The organism is Pseudomonas sp. RIT-PI-o (assembly GCF_001297215.1).
GTDB classification, from domain to species: Bacteria; Pseudomonadota; Gammaproteobacteria; order Pseudomonadales; family Pseudomonadaceae; genus Aquipseudomonas; species Aquipseudomonas moraviensis_A.
Map to the genome: position 1 here is coordinate 24339 of NZ_LHPA01000010.1, position 24319 is coordinate 48657.

General features: G+C 60.4%; 15 protein-coding genes. 7 read left to right on the forward strand and 8 right to left on the reverse strand.

The window, feature by feature from the left end; genetic code table 11:
• The first annotated feature begins 66 nt into the window (after window positions 1–66).
• From AEQ63_RS02620 to AEQ63_RS02630, 3 genes are all read left to right on the forward strand, one after another.
• Window positions 67–525, forward strand: coding sequence for an REP-associated tyrosine transposase (locus tag AEQ63_RS02620; protein ID WP_064361670.1), 459 nt, complete (start codon window positions 67–69; stop codon window positions 523–525).
• Window positions 526–1703: 1178 nt separating this feature from the next.
• Window positions 1704–4841: a transglycosylase domain-containing protein gene (locus AEQ63_RS02625; RefSeq protein ID WP_064361671.1), complete on the forward strand. Its 3138-nt coding sequence runs from the start codon at window positions 1704–1706 to the stop codon at window positions 4839–4841.
• 192 nt (window positions 4842–5033) lie between these two features.
• Window positions 5034–10160, forward strand: a complete 5127-nt coding sequence (locus AEQ63_RS02630; protein WP_064361672.1) for a dermonecrotic toxin domain-containing protein — start codon at window positions 5034–5036, stop codon at window positions 10158–10160.
• Between the two features lie 157 nt (window positions 10161–10317).
• Here AEQ63_RS02630 and AEQ63_RS02635 read toward each other — a convergent pair whose 3' ends face one another.
• From AEQ63_RS02635 to AEQ63_RS02655, 5 genes are all read right to left on the reverse strand, one after another.
• On the reverse strand, window positions 10318–10821 hold the full coding sequence (locus tag AEQ63_RS02635; protein ID WP_173867354.1) for a CS1 type fimbrial major subunit: 504 nt from the start codon (window positions 10819–10821) through the stop codon (window positions 10318–10320).
• A 33-nt stretch (window positions 10822–10854) separates the two neighbouring features.
• Window positions 10855–11598, reverse strand: a complete 744-nt coding sequence (locus AEQ63_RS02640) for a pilus assembly protein (protein WP_042608302.1) — start codon at window positions 11596–11598, stop codon at window positions 10855–10857.
• Between the two features lie 44 nt (window positions 11599–11642).
• Complete coding sequence (locus AEQ63_RS02645) at window positions 11643–12857, reverse strand: hypothetical protein (RefSeq protein WP_064361674.1); 1215 nt, start codon at window positions 12855–12857, stop codon at window positions 11643–11645.
• A 4-nt stretch (window positions 12858–12861) separates the two neighbouring features.
• Window positions 12862–15384, reverse strand: a complete 2523-nt coding sequence (locus tag AEQ63_RS02650; protein ID WP_064361675.1) for a CS1-pili formation C-terminal domain-containing protein — start codon at window positions 15382–15384, stop codon at window positions 12862–12864.
• A 113-nt stretch (window positions 15385–15497) separates the two neighbouring features.
• On the reverse strand, window positions 15498–15986 hold the full coding sequence (locus tag AEQ63_RS02655) for a CS1 type fimbrial major subunit (RefSeq protein WP_042608305.1): 489 nt from the start codon (window positions 15984–15986) through the stop codon (window positions 15498–15500).
• A 499-nt stretch (window positions 15987–16485) separates the two neighbouring features.
• Between AEQ63_RS02655 and AEQ63_RS02660 the strand changes: the two genes are divergently transcribed.
• Both AEQ63_RS02660 and AEQ63_RS02665 read left to right on the forward strand, forming a co-directional pair.
• A complete protein-coding gene (locus AEQ63_RS02660) occupies window positions 16486–17061 on the forward strand; it encodes a PadR family transcriptional regulator (RefSeq protein WP_042608306.1) in 576 nt (191 codons plus the stop codon).
• Window positions 17058–17843, forward strand: a complete 786-nt coding sequence (locus tag AEQ63_RS02665; protein WP_064361676.1) for a siderophore-interacting protein — start codon at window positions 17058–17060, stop codon at window positions 17841–17843. The genes AEQ63_RS02660 and AEQ63_RS02665 overlap by 4 nt, the downstream gene beginning before the upstream one ends.
• Window positions 17844–17936: 93 nt before the next feature.
• Here AEQ63_RS02665 and AEQ63_RS02670 read toward each other — a convergent pair whose 3' ends face one another.
• Complete coding sequence (locus AEQ63_RS02670) at window positions 17937–18569, reverse strand: Pr6Pr family membrane protein (RefSeq protein ID WP_064361677.1); 633 nt, start codon at window positions 18567–18569, stop codon at window positions 17937–17939.
• Window position 18570: 1 nt separating this feature from the next.
• Window positions 18571–18801, reverse strand: a complete 231-nt coding sequence (locus AEQ63_RS02675) for a VF530 family DNA-binding protein (protein WP_042608309.1) — start codon at window positions 18799–18801, stop codon at window positions 18571–18573.
• A 301-nt stretch (window positions 18802–19102) separates the two neighbouring features.
• Between AEQ63_RS02675 and AEQ63_RS02680 the strand changes: the two genes are divergently transcribed.
• Both AEQ63_RS02680 and AEQ63_RS02685 read left to right on the forward strand, forming a co-directional pair.
• Window positions 19103–20464 carry a carbohydrate porin gene (locus AEQ63_RS02680; RefSeq protein ID WP_064361678.1) on the forward strand — a complete coding sequence of 454 codons (1362 nt, stop codon included), beginning with the start codon at window positions 19103–19105 and terminating at the stop codon, window positions 20462–20464.
• Between the two features lie 217 nt (window positions 20465–20681).
• Complete coding sequence (locus tag AEQ63_RS02685; RefSeq protein ID WP_042608311.1) at window positions 20682–23090, forward strand: glucose/quinate/shikimate family membrane-bound PQQ-dependent dehydrogenase; 2409 nt, start codon at window positions 20682–20684, stop codon at window positions 23088–23090.
• A 248-nt stretch (window positions 23091–23338) separates the two neighbouring features.
• Here AEQ63_RS02685 and AEQ63_RS02690 read toward each other — a convergent pair whose 3' ends face one another.
• The gene (locus tag AEQ63_RS02690; protein ID WP_064361679.1) at window positions 23339–23527 is read right to left on the reverse strand and encodes a hypothetical protein; all 189 of its coding nucleotides are present in this window, start codon (window positions 23525–23527) and stop codon (window positions 23339–23341) included.
• Window positions 23528–24319 lie beyond the last annotated feature (792 nt).

Here is a 24319-nt window from a genome sequence, read left to right on the forward strand (position 1 = left end):
CTCAGACTCGATTCAAGCAATCGGCAGCTAGGGTAAATAAGGAATCAATCATCAGGACGCAACGGAATGCGCAAATGCTTATATTCGCATCGACTTCGACGCGGGCGGTGCTCTGAGCCAGGACGCGCTTATCTGATCACGGTTGTCGTCTATCAACGCCGTCCGATCTTCACCGAATGGCGAATCGGTCGTTTGCTGGTAGCGGAACTCAAGCGAGCCCAGGACCAGCAATGGGTCAAGTCGATCGCATGGGTAGTCATGCCGGATCATTTCCACTGGCTCGTGCAACTTGAAAACGCTTCGCTGGAGCGATTGATGCAAACCGTCAAATCCCGCAGCACGCTGACCATCAATCGCGCGCTGAACCGAACCGGGGCCTTCTGGCAAACCGGATACCACGACCGCGCGATCCGAGACAACGAAGACCTGCGCCCCTATGCGCGCTACATCATTGCCAACCCTTTGCGCGCCGGCCTGGTAAAGAAAGTCGCCGATTACCCACTTTGGGACGCTTGCTGGCTCTGAAACACCCCCTTGTGGCGAGGGAGCTTGCTCCCGCTCGGCTGCGCAGCAGTCGCAGAACCTGACTGCGCGGTGCATCAGGCAGATTTCGGTGGCATGCGTTGGGACTGCTGCGCAGTCCAGCGGGAGCAAGCTCCCTCGCCACAGAAGGGGTGCATGGCCGCGGACTATCGGCTACTTCCGCCATCGCTGCCCTGCCTGCTCCCTCTGAAACACCGCTACCCTTGTGGCGAGGGAGCTTGCTCCCGCTCGGCTGCGCAGCAGTCGCAAAACCTGATTGCGCGGTGGATCAGGCAGATTGTGGTGGCATGGGTTGGGACTGCTGCGCAGTCCAGCGGGACCAAGCTCCCTCGCCACAGAAGGTGTGCATGGCCCCGGACTATCGCCAACTTCCGCCATCGCCGCCCTGTCTTGCTGCCTCTGAAACAACTCTGCCTTGCTCCCTGGCCACCGCAAGGGTGCATGGCCGCCAATTAGCGCCCCCTTCCGCCATCGCGGCCCTGCCTTGCTACCTCTGAAACAACACTGCCCTTGTGGCGAGGGAGCTTGCTCCCGCTCGGCTGCGCAGCAGTCGCAAAACCTGATTGCGCGGTGGATCAGTCAGACTGTGGGCGCAGGGGTTGGGACTGCTGCGCAATCCAGCGGGAGCAAGCTCCCTCGCCACAGAAGGGGTGCATCGCCCCGGACTATCGGCTACTTCCGCCATCCTCGCCCTGCCTTGCTGCCTCTGAAACAACTCTGCCTTGCTCCCTGGCCACAGAAAGGGTGCATGGCCGCCAATTAGCGCCCACTTCCGCCATCGCGGCCCTGCCTTGCTACCTCTGAAACACCACTGTCCTTGTGGCGAGGGAGCTTGCTCCCGCTCGGCTGCGCAGCAGTCGTAAAACCAGACTGCGCGGTGGATCAGGCAGATTGCGGTTGCATGGGTTGGGACTGCTGCGCAGTCCAGCGGGAGCAAGCTCCCTCGCCACAGAAGGGGTGCATCGCCCGGACTATCGCCCACTTCCGCCATTGCCGCCCCTGCCTGCTGCCTCTGAAACACCCCTGCCCTTGTGGCAAGGGAGCTTGCGGGGATTCTGCGACCGCTCCTCCCGCAGTCCTTTACATTTTTTTCCCCACGGCCAACCACCGTCTAAGCTTTAGACAAGTCCGATCAATCTGCGTGAATGGATCAGTCGACTATGGGTGCTTTGTGGCAAACCGATTCGAGTAAAACCGTGGTCCCGACTGAACGTGTGGATGAAGCGCCTGTCCCTGAAAAACCCCGCCGCAATCGGCACGGGTGGAAGGCTTTCTGGTTGTTGTTTGTGATCATCGCGGTCGTCGTGGGGCTCGCCGCGTCCAAGGAAATGCGCACTTCGCGCTTCCAGGCGCGGGAACTGAGCCAGTACGCTGCTTCGCTGACCTACAAACTCGAACCCGGGCCCAGCGAAGCGATTCGTTATCCGGGCAACGGCCCGTTCGATCTGCGCCTGGGTTACAGCTCGCTGGATGAATTTCTGCCACGCCTGCTCAAGCGCAATTACGTGATCACCGAGCAGACGCGCTTCTCCCCTGCCCTGCTCAGCTACACCGACAAAGGCCTGTTCGTGCCCTATTCGGAGAAGATCCAGGCCGGACTGTCGATCACCGATTGCCGGGCCGCGCCGCTGTACCGCTACAACTATCCGCAACAGCTGTACCCGGACTTCGAAGCGATTCCGCCGGTGGTGGTCAGCAGCCTGCTGTTCATCGAAAACCGTTTTCTCCTCGACCCGAAGCAACCGCTGGCCAATCCGGCGGTGGACTGGCCGCGCTTCGGCATGGCGGCGTGGTCGCAAGTGGCGAAACTGCTGCGCCTTCCCGGGCAATCGGCCGGCGGCAGCACCCTGGCGACGCAACTGGAGAAGTACCGTCACTCGCCTGAGGGCCTGACTTCATCAGGCGCGGAGAAAATCCGCCAGATGATTTCCGCCAGTGTCCGCGCTTATCAGGATGGCCCGCAGAGCCTCGGCGCGCGGCAGAACATCGTCCGTGACTACCTCAACAGCGTGCCGCTCTCGGCGGTGCCCGGCCACGGCGAAGTGCATGGCATGGCCGAAGGCTTGCGGGTCTGGTACGGCAGCGATTTCAACAAGGCCAACGAGCAATTGAACAGCCCGGCGACCGACCCGCAGACCATGGCCGCCAAAGGCCTCGCCCTGCGGGAAATGCTCTCGCTGATGATCGCCCAGCGCCGCCCTTCCCACTACCTGACCAAGGGCCGCGAAGAGCTGGCCAACCTCACCGACAGCCACCTGCGCCTGCTCAAGCAGAACGGCGTGATCGACAGTGCCCTGGCCGATGCCGCGCTGGCGAGCACTGTGTCGTACCGCGACTGGCAAACCCAACCCACCCTGCAGCCGATCGAAACCAACAAGGGCATCAGCGTCGCTCGCAGCCGTCTGGCGAGCATGCTCAACCGGCCGCTGTACGACCTCGACCGCCTCGACCTGTCGGCCACCAGCACTCTGCAGGGCGACCTGCAAACCCAGGCCACCGCTTACCTGAAAAAACTCGCCGATCCGGCTTATGCCGCCGAAATCGGCCTGCTCGGCGAACGCTTGCTGACGCCCACCAGTACCACGCAAGTGCGCTACAGCTTCACCCTGTTCGAACTGACCCCGGACGGCTCCCGGGTGCGCGTGCAGACCGACAGCACCGACCAGCCGTTCGACATCAACGAGGGCAGCAAGCTCGAACTGGGCTCCACCGCAAAAATGCGCGTGCTCACCACTTACCTGCAAATCGTCGCCGAGCTGCACGACAAGTACGGCGCGATGGGCGTGACCGAACTGAAAAAGGTCGAGATACCGGATCAGGATCGCCTCAGCCGTTGGGTCATCGACTACCTGATCGAGAACAAGGACCACGACCTGTCGAAGCTGCTCGGCGCTGCGCTGGATCGCAAATACTCGGCCAGCCCCGGCGAGGCGTTTTTTACCGGCGGCGGGCTGCACACCTTTCACAACTTTCGCAAAGAGGACAACGGGCGTCTGCCCACTTTACGCGATTCGTTGCGCGAGTCGATCAACCTGCCGTTCATTCGCCTGATGCGCGATATCGTCCGTTACACCACCTACTCAGGACCCAACGGCGAATTGCTCAAGGATGATCGCGACCCGCGGCGCCAGGAATACCTGGCCAGTTTTGCCGACCGCGAAGGCACCTCGTTCCTGCTCAAGTTCTGGAAGAAGTACAGGAACAAGGACACTCAAGCGCGGCTCGATACCTTCCTCGACAGCATGCGCCCGACGCCGATCCGCATGGCGGCCGTGCATCGCTATCTGCTGCCGGAAGCCAGCCAGGAAGATTTCAACCGGTTCGTGCGCTCGCACCTCAAGGGCACCAAACTCAACGAAAAACTCACGGACGACCGCCTGATCCGCCTCTACGATTCGTATGGCCCCGGCAGTTACGACCTGCCCGACCAAGGCTTTATCGCCAAGGTGCATCCACTGGACCTGTGGCTGATCGGCTACCTGCTGCATCACCCGGAAGCGACCTTCAGCGAGATCGTCAAGGCCAGCCATTTCGAGCGTCAGGAAGTCTACAGCTGGCTGTTCAAGAGTCGCCACAAGGGTGCGCGCGACAGTCGTATCCGCACCATGCTCGAGATCGAAGCCTTCCTCGACATCCACCAGCGCTGGCAGAAAGTCGGCTACCCATTCGACCACCTGGTGCCGTCACTGGCCACGGCCATCGGCAGTTCCGGCGACCGCCCCGCCGCACTCGCCGAGCTGATCGGCACCATCCTCAATGACGGCGTGCGCATGCCGACGCTGCGCATCGACAGCCTGCACTTCGCCGCCGGCACGCCCTACGAAACCCGACTGGTCAATGATCCGCATGTCGGCAAACGGGTAATGCCGGTGGAAGTCGCCAGAGCCATGCGCGAGGCATTGTCGCAAGTGGTCGATGCCGGTACCGCCAAACGGGTCTCGGGCAGCTTCAAATTGCCCGACGGTACGCCGCTGGCCATGGGCGGCAAAACCGGCACCGGCGACAACCGCATTGCCGCGATCGGTTCTGGCGGACGGATCATCAGTTCGAAGTCGATCAATCGCACGGCAACCTTCGTGTTCTACATCGGCGATCACCATTTCGGCACCCTCACCGCCTTCGTCCCGGGGCGCTCGGCAGAGAACTTCAAGTTCACCTCGGCCCTGCCCACGCAAGTGCTCAAGGGCATGGCGCCGATTCTCACGCCATATCTGCAGCCGGGCAGCGACTCGCAATGCAAACCGACGCAGACCGCCAGCGTGGCCATGCTCGAGGCGCCGCGCCCTACAACGAGGTAACAAATCGTGTCGGCTTTTTCTGCAACAGGGTGACGATTCTTCGCTTCAGTGGGTGGTATCCCTGCATTTTTCAGATTCGAATTCCTGTCGGGTTGCTGACCCGCGGCGAGGTTTGCCTCCCGATCTTTGAACTTTTGTTTTGTCCTGCCCTGAGTAGGCTGATCATTCCTCCACAATCAAGGATGATTGGCCATGTCTCTCTCCCCCCAGCCTGCGGTCAACGCGGACAAAGGGCGGCACTACGAATTCATCAAGTCCGCCGTCAACGACAATTTCAAAACCGCCACCGTCAGCCGGGGCCTCGCCTTGGCAGCCTCGCCACTGAAGATTCAATCCTGGTACACCACCGCGCCCGCCCCTTACCTGGTCAGACTCGCGATTGCCAATCTCAAGGCCTGGGGTTCGCAGAACCGGGTGGATCATTTGCTGGCGAAAACCGATCTGCATGCCTTCGCCGAGCCGCTGCTGAAGGCAAGCATCAAGGAGCGACACGGCATCGAGCCGGACGTCAAACGCACCTTTCTGCGCCTTTACCTGCCCAAGGACAAACCGTGGTACGCCATCGATGTTTCCAAGGGCGTTGTGACCCGCACCGTCTCGCTACTGGACGCCGCCCTGCACAACTTCGCCAACAGTGAAACGGTCGGTGACGGCTCGGACTACATCAGCCAACCGGATGCGCGAGGCTTGTTCGATGTCCTGCCGATCAAAGGTGCCATGCCCATCAGCCAGTTCCAGACGCTGTGCCGCGAGCTGGATATCGGCGCGCAGTATAAAAAACATCTGGAAAGCTACCTGCTGCCCGGCGAGCCTCTGGCCGAAGCCGTGCTGCAACACAAGGTGAGCGAGAGTCAGAAAGACGCCCTCGCCGTCGCCGCACACCTGGCGCTGATCAAGGAAGACATCCAGTACGACACCTACAAAATGCTGTTGAGCCTGGCCGAAGGCAGTCCGCAACTGCTGCTCAATGGCTGCGCAATGCAGTGCTCAGACCTGTCGCTGCTCGGCACCCGGCTGACCGGCGTCCTGGTGTTGACCCACGCCGTGACGGACAAGCGTGGCATCCGACGCCTGATCGTCTACATCCCCCACGACCCGGATCACCCGCTCAAGGAGTACGACTCTTTGAAAGCTTTCCGCGATGAACTGACGCGTCAGCTTCGCGACGACCGGCTCAGCGAATCAACCGGACAGACCTATCGCCAGTTCTTCAGCCAGTTCGTCGATCAGCAGCAGCGCGGGCACTTCTTTGCCGAGCTCGAGCAACGGCTGTTCATCGTCAGGTACCACGCGAGTCAGGACCCGTCCGACCCGCTGCCGCCGTGGCACAAGGTGGCGGTAGAGAATCCCAATCTGCGCTTCGCTCGGGTGAAATTGCAGGGCGATTACTGGCGCCACGCCTATCAGCAAAAACTCGACAAGATTCTCAATGACGCCCGGGAAATCGCCGTTTCCACCGCGGATACCGACAGCAAGGCGCGCTGGGCGTGGTGGGACAACTTCAAGAAAATTCTCTCGGACATTTTCAATGTCGCGCTGTTGATCGCCACCCCATTCGTGCCGGGGCTGGGCGAACTGATGATGGCCTACACCGCTTACCAACTGACCAGCGACGTCATCGAAGGCATCGTCGATCTGGCCGAAGGCCTTTGGCAGGAAGCCGCCGGGCATGTCATCAGCGTGGTCACCGACATCATTCAATTGGCCGCCTTCACCGCCGGCGCACAGATCGGCGAAGCGTTTCGCGTGAAGCTGTCACCGCTGGTGGACGGCATGAAACCGGTCAGGCTGCCCGATGGCAAAGCGAGTTTATGGCACCCGGACCTGAGCCCCTACGAACGCAACGAACTGATGCTCCCTCCAGACGCCAGACCCGACCGCCATGGCCTGCATCAGTACGGCGACGAAACCGTCCTGCCACTGGAGGGCAAGCTGTACTGTGTCGAAAAACCCTCGCCGCCAGCCACGTCCAACACCCACCGCATCAAACACCCGCGCCGCGCCAACGCCTACCAACCAAAGATCGAACACAACGGCCACGGTGCCTGGCGGCATGAACTGGAAACCCCGCAAGACTGGTCGAACGAAACGCTGATGCGGCGTCTGGGCCACAGCGTCGAACGCTTTTCGCCCACGCAACTGGAGCAGGTGCGCATCAGCAGCGGCACCGATCACAGCGCGCTGCGCCAGATGCATATCGACAACAGTCCGCCGCCACCGCTGCTGGCCGACGCGGTCAAACGCTTCAGCGCTTACGACGACGTAGTCACGGCGAGTGCCGACATCCGTGGCGGTCGGCCGATCGACCCTCAAGCGGTCTGGCTGGAACCGCTGTTGACCGCGTTGCCCGGCTGGCCTGACGGCAAAGCGCTGGAGGTGTTCGCCGATGCCAGTCTGAGCGGTCATTCGCGCAAGTACGGCGACCCGCAGGCTGCGCCGGCCGATACCTTGAGCATCAGCCTCGGCGATCTGAACGCCGGCCGGTTGCCGGATCGGCTGGCGGACTTCCTCACCGACAGAGAACTCCATAATCTGCTGGGGCACGAGGTTGCCCGTGCCGATCGTGCGAGCGCCTTGCGCAATCGACTGGCGGATGCCGTGGATGAGCGCCGTGGCGCCGTTTCCCGGCATGTCTATCGAGCCTTGGAAAGACCCGACAAAGCCGACATCAGAATCGTCAGACAGACTTTCCCGGAGCTGCCATTGCCGCTGGCCGAGAAGCTCCTGGCCCAGGCCAGATCCACCGAACTGCAAAGAATCGCCGACGAACAACGCCTGCCATTGCGCCTCAAGACTCAGGCTCGGGAACTGGATTTCGAAGCCAGCGCGGCCCGCGCCTACGATGGTTTTTATCACGACGAACTGATGACGGCCGACACCGAACGCCTGGCGCTCAACACCCTCAGGCTCAATACCGACACCTTCGCCGATCTGCGCCTGGAAGTCCGCGATGGCAGCTACGACGGGACATTGCGCTGCAGTGTCGGGCCGGATGACGCAAGCACCGTCCGACGCCTGATCCGCGACGAACACGGCCGCTACGAAGTACTCGACGTGCACAATAAAAAACTGCATGACGCCGATGATTTCCATGAGTCGATTCTGCATGCCGTGCCCGCCGAAACACTGCCTGCCGTGGGTTATCAACGCGGTCAGGGACGTCCGCTGAAACTGTGGATCATGGAACAGGCCGAGACTCCTGCGCAGCGCCGAACCGCACTGGCCGAGCCGCCCATCCGGCCTGAGGCGACGATTGAAACCGAAACGCAGGTACGCGGCTTGTCCCGGTTCTTTGGGAGCCGGACGCCAGATCAACGCATCGAGCAGCTTTACCCGACAATGAATGCACGTGCGAGAAACGCGTTCATTGAAACCCTGGCGCGCCAGAGCGAAGGCAACACCCTCAATGCCATCGCAGAGCTGGAAAACGAGCGCAAGGATTTGCACAAGGCATTACAGGCGTGGCGTGACGATCACCCCATCGGCATGGATGACGCGGGAGAACCGGGCTACGGCGCCTCCAGGGATTACATGCAGACCGGCGGCAATCACATCGAACAACGGATGATTGAATGCTTCAAACGCCAGAGCGATGTTTTCGACGAACCCGACATCCATCCCGAGCAAGGCTACACGCTGGACCTCACCACCGAGTTCGGCGGCAAGGATCTCGAACGCTGGTGGAAGGATTTGCGCCAGCGCCCCGACATGAACAAGCACATCGACAAGATCACCGCACTGAGGATCAACAAAACCTCACTCTCGGCAGATCCGGATGGATTGCTCGGCAGTTTCCCCCATCTGCGCCGATTGAACGCCCGCCAATGCGAACTGAAAGAAATCCCGTCCAGCATCGGCCAGATGCGTCAACTCGAGGATCTGGATCTGGCCGACAACCTCATCCGTCTCACACCGCGATCCAGCGAACGGCTCAAGGAACTGGTGCGGCTGCGCTCGCTGAACCTGAACGGCAATCCACTGCGCACGCCACCCGATGTCGGCCGCATGTATCGGCTGGAGGAGCTGAGTCTGGCCAAAACCGATATCCACACCTGGCCCGAAGGGCTGTTCAAGGTGGGCAGCATCAACCGACACCGCCCACGGGGGTTCATGCTCGACATGCGCAAGGCGCCGATCGACACCTTGCCCGAGGTCACGCCCGGGTCCGGTCAGGCCTTCGTCCTGAGTCGGGCAAGGTTTGATACGGAAAAACTGACCAATGAAGAGCGGGTCCGCTATCAACACTATCGCAGCTCTTCAGGCCTGGGTTATGTGATCGATTATCCAGAGGCATCCAGCACCGAACTCAGCCATTGGCAAGAGCCCTTCGATGAGCCTGAGCATTACAGCCCGTCCGTGGCGTTCAGAAAATATCGCGAAGAATCCTGGTTCGACCTGATGGCCGAGCCCGACTCCGCCGGTTTTTTCAGCGTGATTGCCAAGCAAAGAGAAAGCGCGGATTACCGGACGAATCCCGCACGAAAAAAGCTGACCAGACGCGTCTGGGAAATGGTCGAAGCCGCAACGCTGGACTCGGAACTGCGCGAAAAACTGTTCAGACAGATTGTCTCCCCTGACGACTGTGGGGACCTCGGTGCGCAACTGTTCAACTCCCTCGGAATGAAGGTGCTGGTGTCCAGAGCTTATGCAGAACAGACATCCGCCAAGGTTCTGGACGACAAACTCGTGCGCCTGGCGCGCAGTGCTGCGCGGCTGGATCTGGTGAGCGACGAAGCCCGCGTGGAATACAGCCGTCAGGCACAACAGAACCTCATCGATCCGGGCAACCCGCCCCCGGACGAAGTGGAAATCCATCTGGCGTTCGAGAAAGGCCTGGCAGAACGACTGGAACTGCCCTGGCAGTCCGAAGCGATGCTTTATGAGGAGCGTTCCGGCGTAACAAAACAGGAGATCGAAACGGCGTACAGGATGATCGTGAAGCGGGAACAGGGCGACGGCCTGGTCAATGCAATGATTGATCTCTCCTCAGACAATTTCTGGGAGCGTCACCTGCGCAAAACCCACCCGACCCAATACGAACGCAATGATCGTCTCTTTGAGGACAGACTCGAATGGCTTGATGAATTGCGCACGGCACAGGCGCAATGGGCCACCCTCACTGATCGAACGCAGTTCAATGCATTGACGCGAAAACTGGAAGCCCTCGCGACCCGGCTTGGCATCCCCCACGCCGAGATATTCACCGACGAACCCATGAGCCAGCGCCGCTACAACAGGCTGCTTGATGACCTCGGCTACCAGCGCAAGGAACTGTCCCGACAACTGACCCGTGAGGCGATGAGACTGGCGGGCCTTTAACGGCAGGTTTGCAACCCGGCCAGCCCCGACAAGGACTGGCCGGACGGCACGCTGCCGACAACCGGCGCCAGCACAGGACCGTTCCATGTTCGCCCGATGCGACAGCATTTTTCCGCTGCGGCATAAACCGGCGCACACGGATAGCTGTGCATATCGATCACTGCGCACCCGGCGCTCTGGCGTTGAACATCAGCACCACATTGCCGTAATAATCCCCGGAGCGATAACCACCCTCCGGTTCGATCGGGTCGATCTTCAACGCCACGCGCTTGCCCCCGGCCGCTTCCTCCTCGGACAAGACCTGGCGCGGGGTGACGTGCGAACTCAGTTCGACATCGTTGAAAGAGACCCGCAGATCGATCACTTCACCGGGACGGCCGTTCTCCAGATAGGAGTCGTAGGCAAGCCGCGCCTCAATCGCGCTGCTGTCGTGGCGCACATCGAAATTGCGCATCAGCCCGCTGAGGGTCGCGCGCTGGTAATCCCACTCAAGCCGCTGCGGCCGGTGAATCCAGTCCGGTTCCGCCGGAATGATGTAGAACGGCCGACTGGGAATGGTCAGGGACACTTCGAACGTGTGCTCTTCGCGCGCGGCCCACGCCCCGACGCCGCTCAGCGCAGTGGCGGCCAGCAGCGCGGCGGCGGTGCATTGCTTGATCATGTTGGTTACCCGATGCGTCAATGGAAAACAAACCTAGCGACTGGCGATCTTCACGGTTTTCTTCTCGCTGCCTTCGATCAGGAAGAAGCTGTACTGACGGCCTTTCTCCTTGTCGAACGCAAAGCTCTTCCCTGCCAGCACATGGTGTTTGGTGGTCGCACCACAGTCGTTTTCCTTGCTCAGCGAACAGCTTTTGAACTCATCGACAATCAGTACGGTGTTGCCGTCGTTGCGCAGTTCATAGCGGCTGTCGGTGTCATTGATGACGGTGGCAAAACGCGCGTCTTTGGGCCGCACGAAGAAGATCGTGCCGAACCCGGTCATCACGTTGACCCCGGCGGAAAGCGAGTTTTTGTAGTCTTCGCGCTCTTCGCTGCTGACCACGAACTCGTCTTCCTTTTCCGGCACCACCGGAACGAAGCGCACGCGGAAATAGCGTTCGCGATCCCGCTCGCCCATGTACAGCAGACGCGTGCCCTGCATGCCCTGCGCCGGCACGATCAGCCGCGCCGGACTGGCCATCACACCGTTGCGTGAAGCGCCGTCAGCTGCGTTTTGCACAGGCACTTCCTGCGGCAGGCCATCGGCGCCGTAGATGATCTCCAGTACGTTGATCTTGACGAACGCGGTGGCGTCGCCACTGTTGAACACCCGTTTCAGATAGGTGCTTTTATCGGCGTCGAGATAATCATAGACAGTGCCGACATTGATCTGCGGCCCGGCCTGCGCCGTCAGGCAACACACACTGAGCACGCCCAGCAGAAAACCACGTTTCATCGCGTTCAACTCCATGAAAATCGAAAAAGGCCGGACTGCAGTGCTCACACATCCGAGTCCCAGATAATGGTGATGTTGCCGCGCAGCCGGTCGTTCTTGCCGGGGCGCAGGAGAAAGTCGATCGCCGCCGGTTCCAGCTCGAAATGCAGCGCACCGGGTTTGCGATCCACATAGATGCCCGGCTGGAACGGACCGACCCAGTTGTCGAAGTGCAAGGGAATTCGGTCAACGTCACCACCAGGGCCAGTGATGCCCGTGGGCAGGCTCATGGACACCTTGACCGGAACGCTATCGCCCAGGGGGCTGCCGAGGCTGCAGTACGGTCCGCCCATGGAATTGCACAGCATCATCACCTTGAAGCGCGACGACGCAGAGAGGTAGAAAGGTTGATCGCGGAAAATCCTTCTCGGCTTGCGCCCGCTGTCGAGCCACGGCGCCCAGCCGCCTTCGGGCTCCAGCGTGACTCTGTTGCCACCCGGTGGCAGATCGACTTTGAGGGTGTGCTGTACGTCCAGCACGAAGTCGAGGGTCAACTGCGTGTCATCCGGTTGCATCATGTAGCCCATGTGGAAATCGCCCCCGGGACCCATGGTGTAAGTAATCGATCCGGTATACAGACCGCTCGACATGCTCAACGGGTTAGGGGTCTTGAGCTCATAGGCGAAATCAAGCTTGTCGAAGTACATCCCGGGGATACGGAAAACGGTGTTTTTGGTGCAGGACGCCTCCAACGGGGTATGCCAGAAAAAACGATAGGTAGTGTCGGAATACCCCGCCAAGCCGCTGCCAACACAGGGCGAAGGGGCATAAAGCCAACCTGTTTCGGATTTCCAGAGCTTGTCATGTGCCTGCGCGGCGTTCGAAATTCCAGTGAGTTCCTGCACCCGATCACTCAGAAAATACCGGGAGCCTATGCCGGTAATGCGTACCTCGACGATCTCCGCTTCCTGGGTATCGCGATTCGTGATCGTCAACCGTCGCCAATCTGCTGGCACTTTCAAAGAGATACCGTCACCCGGTACGAGTGGTCGGTCTGCGCTGTAGCGAACCGGCAACTCGATGCTGAACATTTTGCCGTCAGCGCATTTGCCGGGAAAAGCCACGCAATAGCCGCTATTGGGTGTCTGGTTGACGAACAGGTTTTTGCTCGGCTGCGACGGATCAGGTTGAAACAATGCGCGGATCTCCTGATTGATCGCCTGCGCCGGCAATATGCTCAGTGCCAGCGCCAATGCGCAGCCGCCTGTGATTATCTTCATGGAATCAACCTGCCTTCTGTTCGGTGGAGTTGACGTCAGCCAGCGTGTCCGGCGTGCAGCGCAGATCACCGATCATCAACACGTTGTTTTCGCTGCGATGGCTGCCGGCATCGAGGCGGAACTGGCACAGCAACTGATTGCCCTGACGCACTTCCAGGGTCGGTGAGCCGGCGTTCATTTCCATCGAGAAGAACCCGTCGACTTCGGTCACGCCACGGCTGGCGTGGTTGATCACGTGGTGGCCCTTGAGCGGACGCCCTTGCCCGTCCACCAGCCGGCCGAGCACGGTCAGGGTTTTCATCACGCGGATCTTGCGGTACTCGACGCCGCCCTTGTTCAGGTGATAACGCGTACGCGCCGGTTGGATGGTGGCGGCCGGCACTGTGTTGCCTTCGAAATCGAAACTCACCGAGCTGTTCTGATACGCCGTGATCGGAATGAAATTGCGCCCTGGCTTCAACGCCGCCCCGCCACCGCTGTAATCGTCGGCACGCAGGACGATGTCCTCGATGTCCGACTCCACATCCACGATCATCCCCGCACCGCGCACTTCACTCTGGCTGGTCATGAGCATCTGCTCGCCGCCCACCACCAGCGTGCTGTCGACGTTGAGGCCGCCGGTGAAGTTGCCGTTATAAGAGGAGCGCTGGATGAAACCGTCGCCGTTGACCGAATCGGTGCGGAAGTTCGCCAGGCTGGCGACACCTATGCCATAGGTGTCGGTGAGTGCTGTGAGCGAGACGTTTTGCAGCACGTGGTCCTTGAAGTCCCGGCGCCAGCCGAGCGAGGCGTTGTTGTCGCGCGCGCCGTCGCGGGCCGTGCGCGAACCGATGCTGCCGGTGATCTGCTGGCCGGGTGCGCCGAGGGCCATGTTGATGCTCAGGTCGACCCCGCGATTGCGCGCATCGCCGCTGCTGAAACTGCCCGGCCGATCAAAAATCGACAGGCGCCAACTGGCGTCGCTGCCCAGCACCAGGGTGCGCTGGGTCCAGCCCAGATCGAGACCCATGCCTTCGACATTGCCCTCGCTGTGCGAGACCCGCGCGTTGACCGAGCTCTTGCTGCTGAGGCGATGGTTGAGCGCCAGCGACGAATTGCTGGTCTGGCCGATAAACACATTGCGCGGACGTACCCGGGTGCCATCGGGCAGGGTGTCGTAGGTGTTGGTGGTGTCGAGCCAACTGCGGTTGTGGCTGACAACAATGCTGCCGGCGCCATAGTTGTACAGGCTCTGCAGGTCGAGACCGGTGCCGTAGTCCTCGGTCTTGTAGACGTTGGCATACAGGCTGATGTGATTGGCCAGCGTCCAGTCGATCGACGTGCCGTACTGCAGCTTTTCCCGGATCTGCCGCGCCGAAGCGCCGACAATCACCCGGGGATGCAACAGGTAATTCACCGCTGCACCGGCGGTGGGACTGCCGCTCGCTTGCGTGTCCCAGTTGCTCAGCAGTTTGCTTTCTTCACCGGCAAACACGTTGTAGCGCCAGCGTTCGTCAAGGTTGCGCCAGTTGTTGGGCTTGTACACCAATTCCTGGGTGGTGGAGGTGATCTGGCCGTCTTCGACCAGCCGCACTTCCACTTCATAGATGCCGCCGGGCAGCGGTCGCGTGTCGAGGGTCTGCAGACCGGCCGGCACCGATTGCGTATTGATCAGCAAACCGTCACGCCAGATCTCCACCGAACCCTGGCGGTTGGCGGTGACGTAGATCGGGTAGACGCTGGGCATCGGACTGTTGATCGCGAGGCTGTCGGAGCTGCCGTACATGACGCCGACCGCCGTATCGGGACTTGTGCCGAACGTGCGCGGCTGTCGCGTCAGGCCTTCGGAATTGGGGGTGAAATAGCCCACGCGAAAGAAACTGCCTTGCAGTTCGCGCTGGGTGTGCAGCTCGTGGACGGCGTGATAAAGCTTGTCGTCAGGGCCGCCGAGCCGGGCCATTTGCAGGTTGAGCGTCTGGCTCCAGTTGCCCAGGCTGGCACTGGCTTCAAGGCCAAAGCGCCCGCCGAGGTCCTGATCCTGGCCACCATTGAGGTTGAGCTGGTTGCGCACCATCAGGCCGCTGCTGCCGCCGCTCGGCTGCTCGTAATAGCGCTTGGCTTCAATGTCGCGCTCGGCGTTTTCGGTGACGATCGAGACCAGTGAGTTTTCCAGGTTGTAATGCACGGCCAGAAACTGCTCCGGGCACGAACCGCTGCACGCGCCCAGGGGCACGCCGGGCTTGAGGAAGCTTGCCCATTTTTCCCGCTCGGCGGGGCCGAAACGGTTTTCGCTGGTGTCGGTGAATTCGAGAAGCGTGATGCGATCATCGCGGGACAACACCACCATGGCCTCACCCAGCGGCTGCTGGTCGACTTCGACCCGCACCGCCAGCGGCACATCAAAGAAATGCTCCTCGAAATCCGCCGGCAAGCCCTTGGCCTGCGCCAACAGACTACGTGGCGTAGTACCGGCGGTGTTGGATGCGACGGCTGCGCTGGCACAAAACAACAGCGCAAGCGCAGCCGCGATGGGGGTCATCGGGAACATGAACTCGTACTCTGATTGACTGACTATGAAAGTCCGTCGGGGCAAACATCACTGCCTGCCCCGTCGGTTGACGCCGCTCGTGAAAAGCGAGCGTTTTGAATCCGGTCAGTCGATCAGTTGCCGCCAACCGGTGGCACGGCGTCGAAGATCATCGCCACGGAACCGGTGTAGTCACCCGGCTCGAAGTTGCTGCCCTTGGCGGAGATTTTCAGCGGTGCGCGATAGTTGACATCGGACTCGGCTTCACCAACGACCAGTTGTGGCGTCAGGGTCAGTTCCTTGTTGTTGAGCATCACTTGCAGTTCGATCGAAGTGCTGCCCGCGACCAGTTTCGGCAAGCTTTCGAGGCTGGCGTGAACCGAACCGTTGTTGTTGCGCACGTCGAAGAAACCGTTAACTTCGGCCATCTTGCCGGTGGTCGGCTGGTAGCTCATGTCCTGGTCCTTGTTGACCAGATCAGGATCGGTCGGCACCACATAGAAGCCGTTGGTTGGCACGTGAGCGACGAGGCTGATGGAGTGCGAGGCTTCGCCCGCAGCGAAGGCGGTGGAGGTCATTGCCAGAAGAGCCAGTGGGGCAGCGATTGCGAATTTCTTGAGCATCGTTCAGTACCTGTTTGCTGTATATAAGGGGTTGTCATCGAAAGTTCATAAACCCTTGCCCCAGCAACTGCCGGATCAACTTGAACTCTCAACGGTGGGCATCATCGGCTGTTGACTCTGGAATGTAAGCAGGCAACTTCCGACAAGCGCGTAGTTAAACAACCCCGCACCCCGCCAGAAAAAAGAACGAAAAACAGATACTTGCGATATTCGCTGTAAGTTACGCCCTACACACAGTTTATCGAGAAAAACCATACAGCAACTTGGGCGCTTTAACCCGGTAACTTTCGAGGAATTAGAATATATACTCAAGTGCAACTAGAGCGTTAACTTTAACTTCTTGGTCACGGCTTATCTTCCACGTCGAAAAACATTCATCGGCGTTTTTCAAGCTGCGACCACTCGTCCGGCCAGGCCAATCCGGAGCCAGAAACGGGTTGCACGGACCTTAAGATATATCTTAAGTTGTATCTAAATACGACGAGAGAGAAAGCGAAAAATGAGAGACCATCATTCCCCCCACCGCGAACACGGTGATGGCCGCGACGGCTTCGAGAAGCGCCCCGGTCGCGAACGCGGTGGCCGTGGCCCGCGTGTTTTTGCCCCCGGTGATTTGAAGTTGCTGCTGTTGGCGTTGATCGCCGAACAGCCGTGCCATGGCTACGACCTGATCCGCCAGATCGAAGGCATGTTCGACGGCGCCTACAGCCCCAGCCCCGGGGTGATCTACCCGACCCTGACGTTTCTGGAAGAGAGCGACCTGATCGTCGGCGATGCCGAGGCCGGCAAAAAGCGTTACAGCGTGACCGACGCCGGTCGTCTGTCTTTGAGTGAACAAGCGGTGGCGCTCGACGGCGTTCGCATGCGCATCGACGTCAGCAAGCGCTCGCTGCGCGGCCATGACCGACCGCCGGAAATCCACGAAGCCGTGCACAACCTGCGTCATGCCCTGCAGTTGCACCACGGGCGCTGGAGCGCCGAGGAAATCCTGCGCGTGCGCGACCTGCTCAATGACACCGCCAAAGCCATCGTGGACGGCCCTGCCGTTCAACCTGCCCCGGAGAAAGCCGAATGACCGCAGTCGATACTCAAACCATCCACCGCGTAATGCATGAGATCAAACGGCGCAAACTTGAAGTTTTACGCGTCACCGACCTGACCCCGCGCATGCGCCGCATCACCCTCGGCGGGCCGGAGCTGGCCGGGTTCATCAGTCTGGGCACGGACGATCACGTCAAACTGCTGTTCCCGCAGAACGCCGAACAAACCGCGGCGCTGGAGACCCTGCAGCTCGGCGCCGGCAAGGACAACGGCCCGATGCCCGAGATGCGCGACTACACGCCGCGCCGCTACGATCTGGAAAAAATGGAGCTGGACATCGATTTCGTCCTGCACGGCGACGGCCCTGCCTCGACCTGGGCCGAGCAGGCACAACCCGGGCAGTTCCTGCACATCGGCGGACCGCGCGGCTCGATGATCGTGCCGGACATCTTCGACAGCTACCTGCTGATCGGCGACGAAACCGCCCTCCCCGCCATCGCCCGCCGCCTCGAAAACCTCGCGGCCAATCGCAAGGCGCTGGTGGTGATCGAAGTGGAAAACGGCGCCGAACAGCAAATGCTCGAAAGCGCGGCGCAGTTCAATGTGATCTGGGTACTGCGCGAAGGTGGCAAGGACAACCTGCTGACCACGGTCAAACAACTGCAGGTGCCCAAGGGCAATCTCTATGCATGGGTGGCGACGGAAACCAAGGTCTCACGGCAGATTCGCCGGGTGCTGATCGATGAGCATGGGCTGGATGAACAGTTCATCAAGGCTGTCGGCTACTGGCGCGCGGAAGGCTCGGAAGAGGAGTAATGCTCCCCTGTAGGAGTGAGCCTGCTCGCGATAGCGGTCTGACAGTCAATATCTCAGGTGACTGACACACCGCGATCGCGAGCAGGCTCACTCCTACATCGAACGGCGGCGATCCAGACCAATCACTAGCAACCCCACCAGCACAAACCCCACCAGTATCCCCCCGGCATTCGCCAGCACCTGTGGATAACCCAGCACCGCCACATCAATGAACGGATACGCATAGGCGCCGAGCAGATGCCCGCGCAGCAAGGCGTAGATGAAATACACCAGCGGATAGATCAGCCATAGCGGCAAGTGCCACAGGCGCAACGTCCCTTTGGGTACGCAGCACCACCAATAGCCGAGAAACAGCAGCGGCATGACGTCATGGAGCAATTCATCAGCGATGAACTGCCAGCCCTCGGGGTGCCACAAATGCCGCAACAGAATGCTGTAGGCCAGACCGACCACGGCGATACTTACCGCGATGCCACTACTGACCCACGGTTGCAGAAACCAGCGCCGCGCCGCGGATTCACGTTCGCTCACGGCGCAGGTCAGCACCGTCGCCACCAGGGTGTTGGTCAATATGGTGAAGTAGCTGAAGAAACTCACCAGCCCGCCCAGCAGGCTGGCGCCGATGCTCAATCTTGCGAAGAAGATCAGGTACAGCTGAATCGTCAATCCAGCCCAGCCCAGTGCGGCCAGGCAGGTGATCAGGCGTCGCCGCCTCGCGCTGTCCATCTCAGAGCGGTCGCTTGGTGCGCATCAGTTTCACGTACAGGCGCTCGACCTTCTCCCGCGCCCAAGGGGTTTTACGCAGGAAGGTCAGGCTCGACTTGATGCTCGGATCGCTCTTGAAGCAACGGATGTCGATCCGCTCCGCCAGCCCCGACCACTCGTAGTGAGCGACCAGTGCATTGAGGATCTGTTCGAGGGTCACGCCATGCAGCGGATCGGGAGTCTGTTCGTTCATGCCGGGCCTTTGAGCGAAGTGGAAATGCGTGAAGCCGCGCACCTTAGCCGAGGGGGTGATCGGGTGGAAGGCCTTCCTGCAAATGTAGGCCAACCCGGAAAGATCGCAGGCTATGACCCGACTCACAATGCGCCCGTTTGCCGCACTGTTACCGAATCCGAAACGCTGCATGTCTGCGAAAGCCCTTTCTCAATTTGTTACAGATCATTATCCTGCCGCCCTTCCGCTGAAACGCTTCACTGCCTGCGACAATCTGAAGCGTTCGGCCTGCACCCGAAAAACATCAAAAAAAGACTTATTCATGGCTGATTTTTCCTTTTCCCGAGATAGCGCTATCTCCATTCTGCGCACCCTTGGCGGCTGCACCGCTCTTGGTTTTGCCACCTGCACCTTGGCAAACCCGGCCTTCGACAGTGAATCACCGTACATGCTCGGTGACTGGAACGGCACACGCACAGCACTCGCGGAAAAAGGCTACGCGTTCAAACTCGATTACACCGGCGAAATGGGCAGCAACCTGCACGGTGGCTACGACCACGATCGCACCGCGCGCTACAGCGATCAGTTCGGCCTCGGCACCCATCTGGATCTGCAGAAGATCCTCGGCTGGGACGATGCCGAATTTCAGTTGACCATCACCAAGCGCAGCGGCAACAACATCAGCAATGACCGCATCAACGATCCGCGTGTCGGCGGCTTCACCTCGGCCCAGGAAGTCTGGGGCCGTGGCCAGACCACGCGCCTGACGCAGATGTGGTATCAGCAGAAATTCTTCGATCAGGCGCTCGACATCAAGGTCGGCCGTTTCGGCGAGGGCGAAGACTTCAACAGCTTCCCCTGCGACTTCCAGAACCTGGCCTTCTGCGGCTCCCAGGTCGGCAACTGGGTCGGTGGCATCTGGTACAACTGGCCGGTCAGCCAATGGGCGCTGCGGGTCAAATATCACCTGACGCCGGAGCTGTACGCGCAGGTCGGCGCTTACGAGCAGAACCCGTCGAACCTCGATCGCGGCAACGGCTTCAAACTCAGCGGCAGCGGCACCCAGGGTGCGATCCTGCCGGTCGAACTGGTGTGGACGCCGAAGCTCAACGGCCTGCCGGGCGAATATCGCGCCGGTTATTACTACAGCAACGCCAAGGCCTCGGATGTCTACAAAGATCGCAATGACCAGCCGGCAGCGCTGAGCGGCGAAGCCTACCGCAGCGCGTCGAGCAAGCACGGCGTGTGGCTGGGCCTGCAACAGCAAGTCACCAGTGTCGCCAGCGACAACAGCCGTGGTTTGAGCCTGTTCGCCAACGCGACGATGCACGACAAGAAAACCAATGCCATCGACAACTACGTGCAGGCCGGCCTGACCTACAAGGGTCCATTCGACGCCCGCGCCAAAGACGACATCGGTTTCGCCCTGGCTCGCGTCCACGTCAATCCGGCCTATCGCAAGAACGCCGAAATGACTAACCGCGCCAACGCCATCTACGACTACGACAACCCAGGTTTTCTGCCACCGCAGGACACCGAGTACAGCGCCGAGTTGTATTACGGCGTGCACGTTACCAACTGGCTGACCGTGCGCCCGAACCTGCAATACATCCGCCACCCCGGTGGCGTGAACGACGTCGACGACGCCCTGATCGGCGGGATCAAGATCCAGTCGTCGTTCTAAAGATCTGCACACATCCAATGTAGGAGTGAGCCTGCTCGCGATAGCGCTGTTTCAGCCACTGGAGATGTCGCCTGTAACACCGCTATCGCGAGCAGGCTCACTCCTACAGAAGCAATTCGTTAGCCGAACAAGTTTTTATCTGAACCATGCCTGCGCCAAATCGTCATCTAAAGTGACTACAGCGCGGGACTACATAAACGTCACGGAGAATCACACTATGAGCACCGAAAGTGCTTCGAGTCGGGGCCGTCTGCTACCGGGCCTGCTCGGCATTCTGCTTCTACTGATGGGCCTGGCCATGCTGGCCGGGGGAGTCAAGCTGAGCATGCTCGGCGGCTCGCTTTACTATCTGCTGGCCGGTATCGGCATCGCATTGACCGGCATCCTGCTGCTGATGCGCCGTCGTGCGGCGCTGGGCCTGTACGCCATCGTGCTGTTCGCCAGCACCGTGTGGGCGCTGTGGGAAGTTGGCCTGGACTGGTGGCAACTGGTGCCGCGCCTGGCAATGCTGTTCGCCCTCGGCCTGGTGATGTTGCTGCCGTGGTTCCGTCGCCCGCTGCTGCTCAACGGCCCTGCCCCGATGGGCACCGGCGCGCTGACCGTAGCCGTGGTGCTGGCCGGCCTGACCGCTGTAGCCAGTCAGTTCACCAACCCTGGGGAAATCAAAGGCCAGCTGGATCGCGACAGCGTCGACGGTATGACCAACACCGCGCCGGCCATGCCCGACGGTGACTGGAACTCCTACGGCCGCAGCGCCCACGGTGATCGTTACTCGCCACTGGCGCAGATCACCCCGGCCAACGTGAGCAAACTGGTGCCGGCCTGGACCTACCGCACCGGCGACATCCCGGGGCCGAACGATCCGGGCGAAACCACCGCTGAAAATACCCCGCTGAAAGTCAACGGCATGCTCTACGTGTGCACGCCGCACAGCCAGGTGATTGCGCTGGATCCGGACAGCGGCAAGGAAATCTGGCGTTTCGATCCGAAGCTGAGCACGCAGAACGCGGCCAACTTCAAAGGCTGGGCGCACATGACCTGCCGTGGCGTGAGCTATCACGACGACGCGGTCTATGCTTCCGAGCAGAGCCCGACCGGTTCGGCCAGCCCGGCCCCGGCCAGCGCCTGCCCGCGCCGCATCTTCCTGCCAACCGCTGACACCCGTCTGATCGCCCTGAACGCCGACACCGGCAAAATGTGCGAAGACTTCGGTGACAAGGGTCAGATCGACCTGTCTGCCAACATCGGCGGCTTCAACGCTGGCGGCTACTACTCCACGTCGCCACCTGCGGTCACCAAGGACCTGGTGGTGATTGGCGGTCACGTCACCGACAACGTTTCCACCGACGAGCCTAGCGGCGTGATCCGCGCGTTCGACGTGCACACCGGCAAGCTGGTGTGGAACTGGGACAGCGGCAACCCGGACGACACCGCGCCGATTGCCGAAGGCAAGACCTACACGCGCAACTCGCCGAACATGTGGTCGATGTTTGCCGTCGATGAAAAACTCGGCATGCTCTACCTGCCGATGGGCAACCAGACCCCGGACCAGTTCGGTGGCATGCGTACACCTGAATCGGAACTGCACGCCGCGGGCCTGACTGCGCTGGATATCGCCACCGGCAAGGTGCGCTGGAACTTCCAGTTCACCCACCATGACCTGTGGGATATGGACGTCGGCGGTCAACCGACCGTGATGGACATCAAAACCGCTGACGGCGTCAAGCCAGCGGTATTGGCTTCGACCAAGCAGGGCAGCATCTACGTGCTGGATCGCAGCACCGGCAAAGCCATCGTGCCGATCAACGAAATCCCGGTGCCGCAAGGCGCGGTGGAAGGCGACCACACCTCGCCGACCCAACCGAAGTCCGACCTCAACTTCATGCCGCCACCACTCAAAGAGCGCGACATGTGGGGCGTGACGCCATTCGACCAGATGCTCTGCCGGATCGACTTCAAATCCCTGCGTTATGACGGCCCGTTCACCCCGCCGTCGCTGCAAGGTTCGATCGTGTATCCAGGCAACTTCGGCGTATTCGACTGGGGCGGCATTTCGGTCGATCCGGTGCGCCAGATCGCCTTCGTCAACCCGAGCTACATGGCGTTCCGTTCGAAACTGGTTCCAGCAGCAGAAGTTGCCGGCGGTCCGGGTCGCAAGAGCGAAACCGAAGGCGTGCAGCCTAACAAGGGCGCGCCATACGGCGTGATCCTCGAAGCGCTGCTGTCGCCAATGGGCCTGCCATGCCAGGCGCCAGCGTGGGGTTATGTGGCAGCGGTCGACCTGACCACCAGCAAAACCATCTGGATGCACAAAAACGGCACCGTGCGCGACAGCTCGCCGGTTCCTATCCCGCTGAGCATGGGCGTACCGAGCCTGGGCGGCACCTTCACCACCGCAGGTGGCGTGGCCTTCCTGAGCGGCACCCTCGACCAGTACCTGCGCGCCTACGACGTGAAAAACGGCAAGCAACTGTGGGAAGGCCGCCTGCCAGCCGGCGCGCAAACCACACCGATGACGTACACCGGCAAGGACGGCAAGCAATACGTGCTCGTCGTCGCCGGCGGTCACGGCTCGCTGGGCACCAAGCAGGGTGACTATGTGATTGCGTACAAACTGTCTGAATAAGCGTTAGCGAGCGGTAAAGAAAAGGCGATGTCCCGTGAGGGACATCGCCTTTTTTGTGCATGAAATCTTAAAGCGGTTCACAAAACCTGTAGGAGTGAGCCTGCTCGCGATAGCGGTGTGTCAGACAGCAACTTTGGGCCTGACACACCGCTATCGCGAGCAGGCTCACTCCCACAATGGACAGTCCGCAGCGAGATACTATCCTGGCGATCCAGCTCCTACACAAGGCGGGCGTCAGCCCGGTTGACTTAAAAAGCTTTCCCACCACTTTTCATCCGCTCCAATCGATCATTGATCAATTGCTCGGCCTGTTTGCGGGTCTCAAGCAAAAAACTCTCATCTGTCGCGTCATAGATCACCCGAAAATGCAGTCCCGGAGTGTCAGAAGAATATTCGCGAATGATGTAATCCTTGTACCTCGAATCTGTATAACTCACGGTTTGATTCCTTGAAGTCGGAGATTGGCATTCATCCTGACGCCTAAGGGCGCCTGATTAATCTCGGGGCAACCGACAAATATGTCTACTGTCAGAAATTACAGGACCTCAAGACCAGTTCGAAATAAACCGCAAACAATTCTGATCTATGAATTAACCGTTGAATTGAAGATGACTCTCGAGAGACATCGTCTTATCGTGCACGCTGTTTTCAGAGTCACCAAAGCTACCCTGTGAGAGTGAGCTTTCTCACGAAGGCGTCAGCACATTCAACATCTACGCTGCATGACACGTCGCTATCGCGAGCCGGCTCGCTCCTACACAAAACAAAAATCAAAATCAAAATCAAAAGATCGCAGCCTTCCGCAGCTCCTACACACGATGAGCGCAAGCTCGAGTTCCGCTTTTGATCCTGGAGCCCGTCGGCAGGCTGAGTGGAGGGATTGATCCGGGCGTGGGAGCGTAGCGACCGTACGACGCAGTCGGACACAGCGAGTGTAGGTGCAGCGAAGCAAACCGGAGCCGCTGCGCCAGGATCGATCCCGTAGCGAAGGAACCCCGAGCCCGAGCGAGCGGGCCGAACGTCAGGGCGAAGACCTTTTGGTTCCTTTTGGGGCGTTTGCCAAAAGGGACTCGCCGTAAGGGCGAAACCGCCAGCCGCAACCCCCAAAAAAACGGATATTCACACAATCCCCCAGAGCATGGCCGGCCCAAAGGCCGCCAAGGCCCCCCTGAACACCACCACCACCAACCACACCACCACGCACACCCCCCCACCCCCCCCCCCCTACC

Bases quoted from the DNA above. Each gene is read 5' to 3' on its own strand.
- AEQ63_RS02620 (WP_064361670.1), top strand. From the start codon at position 67: ATGCGCAAATGCTTATATTCGCATCGACTTCGACGCGGGCGGTGCTCT.
- AEQ63_RS02625 (WP_064361671.1), top strand. From the start codon at position 1,704: ATGGGTGCTTTGTGGCAAACCGATTCGAGTAAAACCGTGGTCCCGACT.
- AEQ63_RS02630 (WP_064361672.1), top strand. From the start codon at position 5,034: ATGTCTCTCTCCCCCCAGCCTGCGGTCAACGCGGACAAAGGGCGGCAC.
- AEQ63_RS02635 (WP_173867354.1), bottom strand. From the start codon at position 10,821: ATGATCAAGCAATGCACCGCCGCCGCGCTGCTGGCCGCCACTGCGCTG.
- AEQ63_RS02640 (WP_042608302.1), bottom strand. From the start codon at position 11,598: ATGAAACGTGGTTTTCTGCTGGGCGTGCTCAGTGTGTGTTGCCTGACG.
- AEQ63_RS02645 (WP_064361674.1), bottom strand. From the start codon at position 12,857: ATGAAGATAATCACAGGCGGCTGCGCATTGGCGCTGGCACTGAGCATA.
- AEQ63_RS02650 (WP_064361675.1), bottom strand. From the start codon at position 15,384: ATGTTCCCGATGACCCCCATCGCGGCTGCGCTTGCGCTGTTGTTTTGT.
- AEQ63_RS02655 (WP_042608305.1), bottom strand. From the start codon at position 15,986: ATGCTCAAGAAATTCGCAATCGCTGCCCCACTGGCTCTTCTGGCAATG.
- AEQ63_RS02660 (WP_042608306.1), top strand. From the start codon at position 16,486: ATGAGAGACCATCATTCCCCCCACCGCGAACACGGTGATGGCCGCGAC.
- AEQ63_RS02665 (WP_064361676.1), top strand. From the start codon at position 17,058: ATGACCGCAGTCGATACTCAAACCATCCACCGCGTAATGCATGAGATC.
- AEQ63_RS02670 (WP_064361677.1), bottom strand. From the start codon at position 18,569: ATGGACAGCGCGAGGCGGCGACGCCTGATCACCTGCCTGGCCGCACTG.
- AEQ63_RS02675 (WP_042608309.1), bottom strand. From the start codon at position 18,801: ATGAACGAACAGACTCCCGATCCGCTGCATGGCGTGACCCTCGAACAG.
- AEQ63_RS02680 (WP_064361678.1), top strand. From the start codon at position 19,103: ATGGCTGATTTTTCCTTTTCCCGAGATAGCGCTATCTCCATTCTGCGC.
- AEQ63_RS02685 (WP_042608311.1), top strand. From the start codon at position 20,682: ATGAGCACCGAAAGTGCTTCGAGTCGGGGCCGTCTGCTACCGGGCCTG.